The organism is Ruminococcus sp. 1001136sp1_2201st1_G3_2201SCRN_220225, assembly GCF_040924365.1.
In the GTDB taxonomy this organism is placed as follows: Bacteria; Bacillota; Clostridia; order Lachnospirales; family Lachnospiraceae; genus Blautia_A; species Blautia_A faecis.
In genome coordinates, this window is record NZ_JBCOME010000007.1 from 58,969 (window position 1) to 71,789 (window position 12,821).

Annotated in this window: 10 protein-coding genes and 1 pseudogene; 4 read left to right on the plus strand and 7 right to left on the minus strand. The window is 43.9% G+C overall.

Going from position 1 to position 12,821, the window contains the following annotated elements:
* Positions 1-182: 182 nt before the first annotated feature.
* The 3 genes from AB5642_RS04190 to AB5642_RS04200 all read right to left on the minus strand — a co-directional run bounded on the left by AB5642_RS04190 (position 183) and on the right by AB5642_RS04200 (position 4,010).
* The gene (locus AB5642_RS04190; RefSeq protein WP_173718101.1) at positions 183-2,234 is read right to left on the minus strand and encodes a hypothetical protein; all 2,052 of its coding nucleotides are present in this window, start codon (positions 2,232-2,234) and stop codon (positions 183-185) included.
* Between the two features lie 25 nt (positions 2,235-2,259).
* Positions 2,260-2,634, minus strand: coding sequence for a response regulator (locus AB5642_RS04195; protein WP_173718100.1), 375 nt, complete (start codon positions 2,632-2,634; stop codon positions 2,260-2,262).
* A gap of 326 nt (positions 2,635-2,960) precedes the next feature.
* On the minus strand, positions 2,961-4,010 hold the full coding sequence (locus AB5642_RS04200) for an XdhC/CoxI family protein (protein ID WP_173718099.1): 1,050 nt from the start codon (positions 4,008-4,010) through the stop codon (positions 2,961-2,963).
* Between the two features lie 318 nt (positions 4,011-4,328).
* Between AB5642_RS04200 and AB5642_RS04205 the strand changes: the two genes are divergently transcribed.
* Positions 4,329-5,534: a cation:dicarboxylase symporter family transporter gene (locus AB5642_RS04205; protein WP_173718098.1), complete on the plus strand. Its 1,206-nt coding sequence runs from the start codon at positions 4,329-4,331 to the stop codon at positions 5,532-5,534.
* Here the strand turns inward: AB5642_RS04205 and hydA are convergent.
* The gene (gene hydA / locus AB5642_RS04210) at positions 5,531-6,910 is read right to left on the minus strand and encodes a dihydropyrimidinase (protein WP_195409305.1); all 1,380 of its coding nucleotides are present in this window, start codon (positions 6,908-6,910) and stop codon (positions 5,531-5,533) included. The genes AB5642_RS04205 and hydA overlap by 4 nt on opposite strands.
* 544 nt (positions 6,911-7,454) lie before the next feature.
* Between hydA and AB5642_RS04215 the strand changes: the two genes are divergently transcribed.
* A complete protein-coding gene (locus AB5642_RS04215) occupies positions 7,455-8,093 on the plus strand; it encodes a transcriptional regulator (RefSeq protein ID WP_148463365.1) in 639 nt (212 codons plus the stop codon).
* 206 nt (positions 8,094-8,299) lie between these two features.
* Here the strand turns inward: AB5642_RS04215 and AB5642_RS04220 are convergent, their stop codons facing one another.
* From AB5642_RS04220 to AB5642_RS04230, 3 genes and pseudogenes are all read right to left on the minus strand, one after another.
* Positions 8,300-8,491: a hypothetical protein gene (locus tag AB5642_RS04220; RefSeq protein ID WP_118583384.1), complete on the minus strand. Its 192-nt coding sequence runs from the start codon at positions 8,489-8,491 to the stop codon at positions 8,300-8,302.
* 4 nt (positions 8,492-8,495) lie between these two features.
* Positions 8,496-9,743: a DUF1015 domain-containing protein gene (locus AB5642_RS04225; protein ID WP_173773572.1), complete on the minus strand. Its 1,248-nt coding sequence runs from the start codon at positions 9,741-9,743 to the stop codon at positions 8,496-8,498.
* A pseudogene (locus AB5642_RS04230) lies at positions 9,721-9,804 on the minus strand (DUF6783 domain-containing protein); the annotation flags it as partial. The gene AB5642_RS04225 and the pseudogene AB5642_RS04230, both read right to left, overlap by 23 nt.
* A 238-nt stretch (positions 9,805-10,042) precedes the next feature.
* On the opposite strand from AB5642_RS04230, the gene dpaL reads away from it, so the two are divergent.
* Complete coding sequence (gene dpaL, locus AB5642_RS04235) at positions 10,043-11,272, plus strand: diaminopropionate ammonia-lyase (RefSeq protein ID WP_173718093.1); 1,230 nt, start codon at positions 10,043-10,045, stop codon at positions 11,270-11,272.
* A 50-nt stretch (positions 11,273-11,322) separates the two neighbouring features.
* Entirely contained in the window at positions 11,323-12,633 is a 1,311-nt protein-coding gene (locus tag AB5642_RS04240) for a YgeY family selenium metabolism-linked hydrolase (protein ID WP_195380237.1), read from the plus strand.
* The last annotated feature ends 188 nt before the right edge of the window (positions 12,634-12,821 follow it).

Sequence of the window (12,821 nt, forward strand, 5' to 3'; positions counted from 1 at the left end):
ACGAGCCTTCTTGTGACAAGCACAAGAAGTAGCGTTTGCTGCGCAAACTTAATTCTCGGGTTTTCTGTGAACTTTGTTCACAAAAAACACCTCGCGGAACGTTACCAGTGAACAGTAACTGAAATATAGCATTCTTAGTTAACAACCACCGGCTCAACCGGTGGTTGTTTATCAGCCCTCCTTCAGATTCCCAGAACAGCAGATATCTTAATCTCCTTTTCCGTTTCACTGAGATCAAAGTCACCGCCATCTTCCACAGTCATGTGCACCTCATACAGTACATCTTCGGATAATGTATCCGGTGTTTCACCATCTTCTGTCTGGATATGCCATTTCTCTGCCGGAACTTCTTTCAAGGTACCATCTGTGCCGTATGCATACAGCTTCAGAGAACCTGTTTCCCCAGAGATTCCTTTCATACGTATTGCAACGGTTGTATTCGGATGTACGTTCTCAATTGTGATCGTATTCAGCCATCCTTCCACATCTCCCAGACCACCATCTGCCGCAAATTTCTCCTGGCTTAACACATTGCGCATTGCCTGATCCAGATCAACCTTACGATAAGGCATTTCCGGCAGATAAACGAATCTGTCCTGAAGTCTCAGAAGTTCCAGATAACCGGTAGGACAGTAAAGTGAATTTCCGCTGTTTCCGGCATACATTCCGATAGCCATGTTGTTGTACATAGGCTTGCTGGCAACATCCATGGAAAAAACAGTTTCACCGGTCTCAAAATCAAGTATAATATACTGCCACATACCGGTTTCCAAATTCTGTACATATCCGTAGATATATCCGGTTGCCGTAGATAATTTCATCATGGAAGTATCTGACAGATCACTTCTGCACCAGATACTCTTCATTTCGTATCCATCCTCAGTCTTAATCGTATCTACGCGTTCCACACCCGGCGTGATCATTTTATTTCCCTGTTTCAACCAATTTTCATCATAAATATTTGTATAACTCTGAATGGAGGAATCACTGTCCTCTTTTCCCAGGTTGGCACTTCCTGCACCAAACCAGTTACATACGATGGTACTTACGGTTCCTGCACCGTTATCATACACGATCGCAGAATTTTCAACAGATACCTGACTGCCCTCCGGAAGTTCATCGATTACAGGGAGACTTGCAACAACTTCTCCTGTTTTCATATCCAGGGCAAGAAGATTTACGGTCTCCTGATTATCAGTAAACATCACCAGATCTTTTGTAAGGGATGGAGAGCATCCGCTGCCCCAGGCAAGACCTCCGCCAGTTGTTTCATCCCCTTCTTTGCTTTCTTTCGCACCAGCACTCTCGTAAGGAGTTTCCCAGATTTTCTTCACCCCATTGTCTGCCTGAAGCAGATAACAGTTCTGATTCGTCAGGATCACTGCTCCATCCTTGGATGCTGCAATTCCGTTCTCTGCACCCTCTCCCGGAGCCAGCTCATATACGAAGACTGCATCTGACAGATCAGTTTCCTCTCCATTTAAAATGGCATCAATAGCTGTACGGGAAATATAGCCCATAGCACCCTGCTGTTTCCTGTCAGGGTAAATACGGAATCCTCCAGTTGCAAACCAGAGATTTCCTTCATAGTCAAACACTACAGCAAGAAGATTTTGGTCCAGTGTTTTTCCAAGTGCTGCCTCTGCTGCTGCTTTAATATCAATATCCAGCACTTTCTCAAATTCCGGAAGTACGTTTCCGTCTTCATCTGTTGCTTTCAGCATCAGCACATGGTTATTATTGGTCGGACACACCAGACGGTTACTCTCATCTACAAAGGAATAGGAACTCTGGATCAGATATTCTCCATTGTCATGCTGTTTTGGAGAAAAATATCCCAGTGTCTGTGTTTCCTCTGCATTGATATCACGAATTGCCAGTCCACCAAGCAACGGAACCACTGCATGTCCATAGGAATCGAAAAAGATAGCCGGAGACGCATTTGCATTGGTTTTTTCATAAGAAACATTGATTTCTGAATAAATGCCTACCGGTAATACTTCGTCTGTGGAATCTGTATTGTAGCAATCATGATGAATATTGGAATCACTTGCTGCCATATAAGGATTCTCGTCAATAACCTTCTGTGTAAGTGTCTTTATGGGCAGTTCTGATGTCTGAGCTGTATTTTCCTCCGTCTGTGTTTCTTCTGCACGTACCATATTTATTGATGGTTCAGATGTTGCTGCAGCTATAAAAGTGATCATTGCAAGAATTAAAGCTCTTTTCTTCATATTGTTTTCCTCCTGAGTGTTTTTATCATATTACCTTGCTGCGTTCAAACCAAATGGAAAGTCCTTCTTTTATTTTTTGCTCTTCCATAGGTTTCATAAAAAAATATTCTATCCGCATCCTGAACGCATGAAGCGAAAAATCAAGATCACTGCACCAGATGATCCCACATTTGGGATACAGGGAACGAAGATGTTCTGCCGCATTCAGACCGGACACACCAGGTAATGCAAGAAGCACCACTGCCGGTACTGTTTTTCGTGTCCACTCAAAAAATTGTTCCTGATCCTGATAGATTTCAATCAATGGAAAAATTTTCTTTTCTGTACAGTAATTCCTGATATATTCCGCACAGTTCTGTCCTTCCTGTTTCTGATCAGTCAATATAGCAATACAATACACGACATCCCTCCTTTTCCATCTGATGTCTCCCATTTGTTATTCTCATTATAAAAAAGTCGGAAATTATTTCAATAATTTTGTCACGAAACGCCAGAAAATGACACGAATTGTAAATCTATGGTATTTAGATAATTTTAAGTTTGGGGAATTGTCTGTCGGAGCGGACAGGGATTAATTTCTTTTTTAGAAGTGCCATCACATCTATGTTTTATATACACAAAGAAAACAGCCTGGTCCACATATCTTCTGTAGAAGCCAGCCTGAATTCTTATTGGTTTACAATGTGATCTTGTACGTGTTATAGGAACATTTTCCCATTCCATAACTTATACCCGCTCAAATACCACCGTCACCTGTCCGCCGCAGATCATTCCAAGACTGTCCTGGCCGTCTGCTGTTAAGGCATAGTGTTTTACTTCTTTTTCCTGTACTTCTTTACAATGATTGATGACTTCGTACTCTACTTTGCCGCCACCAATGCTGCCTGTAATGTGTCCGGATGGTTCTACGAACATTTTGCTTCCTACTCCTCTTGGAGAAGAGCCGGATTTCTCTGCGATAGTGACCATGACACCATGACGACCTTCCAGAACTGCTGTCTCTACTTTTTCATCACAGTATGCGGAATAATGCTGATTTTTTACCTTAATAATCTCTGCCATAATGCTCACTGCAATTTCCTCCGGAAGCTGCCCGCCAAGAGGAATTCCGATTGGTGCATGGACTTCGTCCAATTGCTCCAGAGTGTAACCTTCTTTTAGAAGATTTTCCCTGGTGATCCGCACTTTGTTTTTGCTGCCGATCATGCCAAGATATTCGTAGGGACGATGGAGAAGCCTGCGAAGGCAGTCTGCATCACCAATGTGGCCTCTGGTAAGGATTACATAATAAGTGTTATCGTAAGGCGTAATGTACTTATCCAGTTCTTTAAAATCACCGTAGACCAGCTGGTCTGCTTCTGGAAAACGCTCCTTTGTCACGAAATATTCTCTGTCATCCATGATCGTTACATGGAAACCAAGCATTTTTCCCAGATGAGCAGTAGGCTGGGATACGTGACCGCCGCCAAAGATCACAAGCCTTGGATTCTTGCGGTAATCTTCTACGAAAAGCCGGTGACCGTCTGCTTCTGTCACTTTTGTCTCTTTCGTCTCACTCAGAATATTCAGATAATTATCCCATATGGAAGCATCTTCCGTTTTCTCGGGGATCAGCTGTACACCTGATTTTTTTTCAGCAGCTTCACCACAGTTTTCTTCTCTAATAACCGTTTCTGGTTTCAAAATGCACTTCTTTCCCATATATGGTCCATCCAGAAAAATTCCAGTTTTTGCCCTGCCTTTTTCATCAAGAATCTGATAAATTTTATTATACATGATTTTTCACTCCATCCTGTCATATCAACTACCCATCCCTTCCTGCCATCATTACCAGGCATTCTTTAATCAATCCCTTTTATTGTTACTGTTCACCGGTAACGTTCCGCGAGGTGTTTTTTGTGAACAAAGTTCACGGAAAACCCGAGAATTGCGGCGCGAAATCATGCGAATGCATGATTTCTGTGCATCGCGAAGCGCGTTACTGGTCACGGAGTGAACAGTAACCTTTTATTGGCAAGAGGATGATGCAGCGGTTAAAATTTCATTGCACCTTTCATTCCTATATATTATAATACATCCGGAGGAATTTTCACAATGAAGAAAAAAAGAATTATGGCCAGTTTTCCCATTCGGATTCTGGCAGTCAGTATACCCGGCCTCCTTGCAGGCCTGTTTTTAAATGTCACAAGAACTATGGGACTGACCTCCGGGGCTTTGAATCTGGTGGTTACAGCCCGTTATGTGCTAAGTCAGATAATCACCTTTCTGGCACCGCTGATCATTATCGGTCTTGTGGCATCTTCCATTATTTCCGTAAAAAAAGCTCCCACACCAGTCACCGCGCCAATTGTCCGGATCACTTATTTTTCCATGCTTGGAGCCGCAGCTTTCGCATCCGTTCTTGGATATCTGATCATTCCAAAACTTCCGGTATCCACAGACAGTTTATCTTTCCGCTTCCTGCCGGATACCTTGTTTGAGCTTCCCATTCCAGCACCGGTTTCTGCACTGAGCGCGTTAGTACTTGCTATTTTGCTTGCCCTTGGTGCCTGCTGGACCAATGCAGTGCGAACCAAAGAGCTTTTGCAGGAGTTTCGGGGAATCACCCTTTCCCTGATGTCCAGGATTCTTCTTCCACTGCTGCCTGCTTATATCGGGCTTTCTCTATGTACACTGGCTTATCAGGGATATTTCATCAAGTATCTGCCACTGTTGCTTCTGGCACTTATTATTATAATTCCGGCTTATATGGTCTGGGTGTTGGTTCTGTATCATATTGCAGGATCTTATGCCGGAGAAAAGGCATGGGGAATTTTGAAAAATTATATACCGGTCTGTAAAATGGCTTTAAGAACCCATTCTTCCACAGCTGTGGAAAAATATTCACAGGAAGCAGCTGACAAATGTGTGCCGCTTGATTCCGAGCTTATCAAAGAGGCAATTCCTCTTTTTACCCAGATTCATCACTGTGGTTCTGTGCTTGCAGAGGTATTCTTCGCTATGATGATCTCCCGTATTCTGTACGGCTCTGTTCCTGCACCGGGAACTATGGTGATCTTCAGTATTTTGCTTGCCACCTGTTCCATTGGCACACCCGGACTTCCATGGGGAACCGTAATGGTATCCCTGGGAACCCTGACCGGAATCCTGAAATTCGGAGATTCCGGTATGGCGCTGATGTTCGCTGTTTTTGCACTGAATGATGCTTTTGCAGCAGCATGTAATGCCACATGTGACGGAGCCGCTGCACTGTTTCTGACAGGATATGTAAAAAGACATGATTTTTCAAACAGGCTCTAGGCCAGCGGCTGTCTCAGCCCTCTCTTAATATAAGCTCCAAGTTTCTCCTGCACCAGTTTTCCTTCATCCACAGCAAGGTTTCCGCGAAGGAATACTTTATCAATATCTCCATGGACTTCAAAACCCTCATAGGGGTTGTTATCTGTATTATAGGCATGTGTTTTCGCAGAGATCACGTTCTCTTTTTCCGGATCAAATACTACAATGTCTGCGTCGCTGCCTTCGGCGATAGCTCCTTTGTTTGGATATACACCGTACAACTTAGCTGGATTTTCACACAGAAGCTGGCACATTTTCTCTACTGTAATTTTTCCGGTGCGCACGCCGTAAGTGTAGAGAAGAGTTCCCCTTGTCTGAACTCCCGGCAGGCCACCTGGAATCTTGGTAAAATCCGCTTTTCCCATTGCTTTCTGGGCAAGGGTAAAGCTGCACTGGTCTGTAGCTACTGTCTGGATATCTCCATCTGCCAGGGCTTTCCACAGGCAATCCTGATCCGCTTTCTTGCGGATTGGCGGAGCGCACACATATTTGGCACCTTCGAAATCAGGTTTGGAATAAACGCTGTCGTCCAGAAGAAGATACTGAGGACAGGTCTCTGCAAATACGGTCTGACCATTTTCCCGGGCACGGATGATTTCTTCGTATGCCTTGCGGTTGGTCAAATGCACCACCATGACCGGAGCTCCTGCTTCCTTCGCAATTACAAGAAGACGGTGTACTGCCTCCGCTTCCATGGTATCCGGACGTACAAGAGGATGATTCTCCGGGCCCAGTTTTCCCTGTGCTTTCGCTTCCTGGATCAGTGCGTCAATCACGCCTGCATTTTCGCAATGTACGCCTGCGAAACAGCCTTTTTCATTTAAGGACTTTATGATCTTATAAAGATCCTCGTCGTCTACGATCATTGCCGGGTAAGTCATATATAGCTTGAAGCTGGTAATGCCCTCATTGATCATATCCTGAATTTCTTTCTTTGTCTCCTCATTCCATTCTACAATGGACATGTGAAAAGAATAGTCACAGGAGCATTTGCCGTCAGCCTTTTTGTGCCATTTCTCAAGGCCCTCTTTCAGGGTATGTCCACCTTTATCCTGTGAAGCAAAATCAATAACCAGAGTGGTTCCGCCAAGGATTGCCGCTCTTGTTCCTGTCTCGAAATCATCTGCTGTTACAGTACCTGCGACCTCCAGGTCAAAATGGGTATGTCCGTCAATAAATCCCGGGAAAAGGAGCTTACCGGATACATCCACCACCTTGGCATCTGGCTGTGAAAGCTCCTTTCCTACTTTTATGATTTTTTCGCCTTCCACCAACACATCCTGTTTCCTTGTGCCTGCACCTGATATTACGGTTCCGTTTTTCAAAAGATATTTCATACAACAGATCCTCCCTTCACATTTCTGTAGTTATCTGCCATTCCCAAGCCAGTCCTGTATTTATTTTTCTTCCACATTGACTTGCATTTATACAAAATAACCAATTTTATTTACCTCATATCTTATTTTAATGTAAATATACCACATGTATTTTCCATCTTCAACAAAATAAATACGAAATTTTTTGAGCCTTCAATAATTTTTTTGTAAAATTGTCTTTTTATTTTTTTTCTGACATGCTATTATAAATATAGTAAGTCATTCGTTACTATCTGCAACATACGAATACAGGTTACTGTTCACTACATTCACAGCAACCCGCTTCGCGATGCACAGAAATCATGCCTTGCATGATTTCGCGCCGACATTCTCGGGTTTTCTGTGAACTCTGTTCACAAAAAACACCTCGCGGAACGCTCCCAGTGAACAGTAATAAATACAGACAGGATGCCCGGATTCTATGCGGAGATTCCAGGCATCGACCCATGGCAGGATTTTCCTGCTTTTAATAAAAAAATCAAATCCAAAACAGGAGGGAACAAATATGGGAAGATTAACTGTCTTAGAGCAGATTGCGCAGGATATCGCAGCAGAATTCGGGACCGACTGCGAGGTCGTCATCCATGATCTGAAGACAAAAGAACCGGAGCATTCCATTATCTATATTGTAAACGGACACGTAACCGGACGAAATGTAGGTGACGGTCCATCGGACGCAGTTTTCGACGGCATCCGCCAGAAAGGACGGGGAAGTGACTATGCTCCAGCCGACCACAATGGTTACCTGATGAAAACAGCAGACGGCAAGATTTTGAAGTGCAGTACTTCATATATAAAGGACGATGACGGCAGCCTTCACTATGTATTCGGCATCAACTACGACATCACCAAGCTGACCCTGATCAACAGTGCCCTTGATGATCTGATCACCCCAAAAAACAAAGAAGAGAAGCCGAAGCAGATCACTCACAGTGTCAACGATCTTCTGGATCGTCTCATCGAGGAATCCGTGAAGCTTGTAGGCAAGCCGGTAGCTCTCATGAATAAAGAGGATAAGGTAACTGCGATCCAGTTTCTTAATGATTCCGGAGCTTTCCTAATTACAAAATCCGGAGATAAAGTAGCGAATTATTTTGGAATCTCTAAATATACGCTTTATAGTTATATTGATGTAAACAAGTAATATTATAGTTATTTCTTTATATTTTATAACAAAAATAACATATTGGAAACATGTTATAAAAAAGCCATATAATACCGTCTCCTCATTACAGGATTTGGTTATTATATGGCTTATTTTATAAAACCAGTCAGAACACCCTCTGCCAGTTTTACCTGCTGTTCGTTAGAGCGTGTTTAAAAAGGCAGTCTGCTGCCTGCAGGCTGCGGCTACTCTTCCTCGCTTCCCAACTGGTGCGCTTCTTTATAAATTTCACAGGCGCCCTGATTTACACATCTTTTATAGGCACAGTCCATAAAGGTAAGTATCCTTTTCCCATCTTTTTCTTCATATTCACAGCACACTGTCTGACTGCCGTTACAGGTTCTGCAAAAACCTGAGATAAATTCTTCTGTTTCCATTTTATCATCCTCTCAGCTTATGCACAAAGATCCCGCTTCGCAGCTTCGGCTCAAACCATGTGGATTTCGGCGGCATCAGCTTACTCTCATCTGCAATCTGCATCAGATCTTCCATAGAAGTAGGATAAAGCGCAAACGCAACGCCTCTGGTCTCATCTGCCAGAGTCTGAAGTTCTCTTAACTTATGACTTCCGCCTACAAACTTAATACGCTTGTCAGTCCTTGGATCACCAATGCCAAGAACTGGACCTAAAACCACGTCCTGAAGAATCTGGGAATCCAGCTGACCAACCACATCTTTTCCCTCATAAAGCTCCGGTTTCGCTTTCAGAAGATACCAGAAACCATCCAGATACATACCAAAGCAATGCTTCTCCACTGGCTTTGCAGGAAAACCTGGAACAATCGTCATGTCGAAGTTCTCTTTAATTTTCTCAAGGACATCTTCCACGCTCTGCCCATTCAGGTCCCTCACCACACGATTATATGCCAGAATGGTAAGCTGATCATATGGAAAAACAACGGAAAGAAAATAGTTAAACGCTTCTTCCCCTGTATAATCCGGATTCTCCTGGCGTCGCTTCAGCCCCACTTTCACAGCAGAGGCAGCTCTGTGATGTCCGTCTGCAATATAAAGTGCAGGGATCTTCTCCATCTCATCCTGGATCTGGCTAATCGCCTCATCCCCATCGATCACCCACACACGGTGTGTGATCTCGTCCTCTTCTGTAAAATCATAGGCAGCTTTGTGCTCTTTTTTCCACTGCTCAAGAAGAGCATTCAGCGCATCTGTATAACGGCAGGCAAGATAAATGGGGCCTGTATTAGCATCACATACATCCACATGATTGATTCGGTCCAGCTCTTTATCTGATCGGGTAAGTTCATGCTTTTTCACCACATTATTCAGATAATCATCAATAGAAGCGCAGCCTGCAATTCCAGTCTGAACCTTCCCCTTGCGTACCAGTTCATATATGTAGTAGCATGGCTTATGGTCCTGAACCAGAACGCCAGTCTCCTCCATCTTATGCAGGTTCTCTTTCGCTTTCTGATAAACCTTCGCATCATAAAGGTCCGTCTCTGCCGGCAGATCCATCTCTGCTCTGTCTACATGAAGAAAAGAATCCGGATTCTCTTTCCCAATGGCTGCTGCCTCTTCTCTATTCACTACATCATATGGAAGGGCAGCTACTGCTTCTGCCTTTCCCTCTGTAGGTCTAAGTGCTTTAAATGCACGAAATACTGCCATAAAATCTTGCTCCTTTCCCGTAGCGTGTTTGAAAAATCATTCCAGCAATCTGCACGCTCCATACATCCGGTTCAAAAGTATTTTCATTATTTTTCTTCGGCTTTTTTCAAATGCCATACCCTATATTTTACCACAATCAGAAAGCTCTTGCAATTAGACTAAATATTTTTTGAGAAAGCTAAATTTTTTTGTATTTTTCTATTGCAAATTGATTTATTTATGTTATTATACTTATAAGGAAAACAAAAATGTAGTTAAGATGTACTCTAATAACTAAAACCACGAAGGAGGTTTTCACCATGACAGACGGACTGAAATGGACGGTCAATCATGTTCCGGGATCTGATGATAAATTCCTGGACCTGATGTCCGAAGAAAACGTAACCAAAGCAAATGAATTCCACAAAAGTTTCCCCCAGTACTCCGTAACACCACTGCAGAAGCTTTCCGCTCTTGCTTCCTATCTTGGAGTAAAGGGCATCTACTGCAAAGATGAATCCTATCGTTTCGGACTAAACGCCTTTAAGGTTCTTGGAGGCTCTTATGCAATGGGACGTTACATAGCGAAGGAACTCGGCCGCGATATCAGCCAGCTTCCTTACAATGTTCTCTCTTCTGATAAATTAAGAGAAGAATTCGGACAGGCTACTTTCTTCACTGCTACAGATGGAAACCACGGCCGCGGCGTTGCATGGGCTGCTAAACGCCTTGGACAAAAAGCCGTAGTCAGAATGCCTAAAGGAACCACTAAGACACGTTTTGACAACATCGCCAAGGAAGGCGCCGAAGTAACCATCGAAGAAGTAAATTATGATGATTGCGTAAGAATGGCTGCCGCAGAAGCAGCTAAGACAGAACATGGCATCATCGTTCAGGATACTGCATGGGCCGGCTATGAGGAGATTCCATCCTGGATCATGCAGGGATACGGCACTCTGGTACTGGAAGCAGATAAACAGCTGAAGGAGAACGGCGTTGACCGCCCGACACACGTATTTGTACAGGCAGGTGTTGGTTCTCTGGCAGGTGCAGTTGTAGGATATTTTGCCCACAAATATAAAGAAAATCCTCCGGTAATGGTTGTCTGCGAAGCAAGTGCTGCCGACTGCCTCTATCGCTCTGCTGTTCAGGCCGACGGCAATCTGGTAAATGTAACCGGTGATCTTCAGACCATTATGGCAGGTCTTGCATGCGGCGAGGGAAATACCATCGGATGGGACATCCTGAAGAATCATGTAACCGTCTTTGCGTCCTGCCCAGACTGGATGAGTGCCAAGGCAACACGTATTTATGCCAATCCTCTTGAAAACGATCCACACATCATATCTGGTGAATCCGGTTCTGTTCCGCTGGGGCTTGCATATACAGCGCTTCATGACGAAGATGCCAAAGATCTGAAAGAGGCCCTGAAGCTGGATGAGAATTCCAACATTCTGGTAATCTCCACAGAAGGTGATACAGATCCAGTTCGTTACCGTGAGATCGTATGGGATGGCTTATACGGAACAACCGAATCATTAAGCGAATAATTTTTTATAACAATATGATACTTTTTTACAAAAAACGGAGGTAAAAAGTTATGGATTATAACAAAATCAAAGAAGCTGCACAGAATTATGAAGCAGATATGACCAAATTTCTTCGTGATCTGGTTCACTTTCCAGGCGAGAGCTGCGGTGAGAAGGATCATGTAATGCGTATTAAAGAAGAGATGGAGAAGCTCGGCTTTGATAAAGTTGAGATTGACCCAATGGGAAATATCCTTGGCTATATGGGAACTGGAAGCACTCTCATCGGTTTCGACGGACATATTGATACTGTAGGTATCGGAAACAGAAACAACTGGGAATTCGATCCCTATGAAGGATTTGAGACTGAGACTGAGATCGGCGGACGTGGAACTTCTGATCAGATGGGTGGTATCGTATCTGCTGTTTACGGTGCTAAGATCATGAAAGATCTTGGTCTTCTTAATGACAAATATCAGGTTGTTGTTACAGGAACTGTTCAGGAAGAGGACTGCGATGGTCTTTGCTGGCAGTACATCATCAACGAAGACAAGGTTCGCCCGGAATTTGTTGTTTCCACAGAGCCTACAGACGGCGGTATCTACCGTGGACAGCGCGGACGTATGGAGATCCGTATTGATGTAAAAGGTGTTTCCTGCCATGGTTCCGCTCCTGAGCGTGGCGACAACGCAATCTATAAGATGGCTGACATCCTTCAGGATGTTCGTGCATTAAATGAAAATGATGCTGCAGATGAGACCGAGATCAAAGGTCTTGTAAAAATGCTGGATAAGAAATATAACCCGGAATGGGAAGAAGCAAACTTCCTTGGAAGAGGTACTGTTACTACTTCTGAGATTTTCTTCACATCCCCAAGCCGTTGTGCAGTTGCTGACTCCTGTGCCGTTTCCCTTGACCGTCGTATGACAGCAGGTGAGACCTGGGAAAGCTGCCTGGATGAGATCCGCGCACTTCCATCTGTCAAAAAGTATGGTGACGATGTTAAGGTTTCCATGTATGAGTACTCCCGTCCATCCTGGACAGAGCTCGTATATCCAATCGAGTGCTATTTCCCAACATGGGTAATCCCGAAGGATCACAAGGTTACTTCTGCTCTTGAGGAAGCTTACCACAATCTGTATGGCACAGAGCGTATGGGCAATGCTGAGACAGAAGCTATGAGAAAAGCCCGTCCTCTTACCGACAAGTGGACATTCTCTACCAACGGTGTTTCCATTATGGGACGTAACGGAATCCCATGTATCGGATTTGGACCTGGCGCAGAGGCACAGGCTCACGCTCCAAACGAGAAAACATGGAAAGACGATCTGGTAAGATGTGCAGCTGTTTACGCAGCACTTCCTACTGCTTACTGTAAATAATCCGGAAATATCTATTTACCAGAAGTACAGAAAAAATAACTGTTCCTCAATCTGCACGCCCTTGGAGCAGACAGCTGTTACAATGTGTCTGCTCCATACTGCCACTTTACACATAGTACTTTTAACAAATAACCAGCACAGCGAAAATTAAGTATCTGCGATATTGACGCAATATTGAAAAATCATAT

Excerpts from the sequence above, each read along its gene's own strand:
- AB5642_RS04220 (WP_118583384.1), bottom strand. The coding sequence starts at position 8,491 with ATGGAAACAGAAGAATTTATCTCAGGTTTTTGCAGAACCTGTAACGGC.
- AB5642_RS04200 (WP_173718099.1), bottom strand. The coding sequence starts at position 4,010 with ATGTATAATAAAATTTATCAGATTCTTGATGAAAAAGGCAGGGCAAAA.
- dpaL (WP_173718093.1), top strand. The coding sequence starts at position 10,043 with ATGACAGACGGACTGAAATGGACGGTCAATCATGTTCCGGGATCTGAT.
- AB5642_RS04225 (WP_173773572.1), bottom strand. The coding sequence starts at position 9,743 with ATGGCAGTATTTCGTGCATTTAAAGCACTTAGACCTACAGAGGGAAAG.
- AB5642_RS04205 (WP_173718098.1), top strand. The coding sequence starts at position 4,329 with ATGAAGAAAAAAAGAATTATGGCCAGTTTTCCCATTCGGATTCTGGCA.
- AB5642_RS04215 (WP_148463365.1), top strand. The coding sequence starts at position 7,455 with ATGGGAAGATTAACTGTCTTAGAGCAGATTGCGCAGGATATCGCAGCA.
- hydA (WP_195409305.1), bottom strand. The coding sequence starts at position 6,910 with ATGAAATATCTTTTGAAAAACGGAACCGTAATATCAGGTGCAGGCACA.
- AB5642_RS04240 (WP_195380237.1), top strand. The coding sequence starts at position 11,323 with ATGGATTATAACAAAATCAAAGAAGCTGCACAGAATTATGAAGCAGAT.
- AB5642_RS04190 (WP_173718101.1), bottom strand. The coding sequence starts at position 2,234 with ATGAAGAAAAGAGCTTTAATTCTTGCAATGATCACTTTTATAGCTGCA.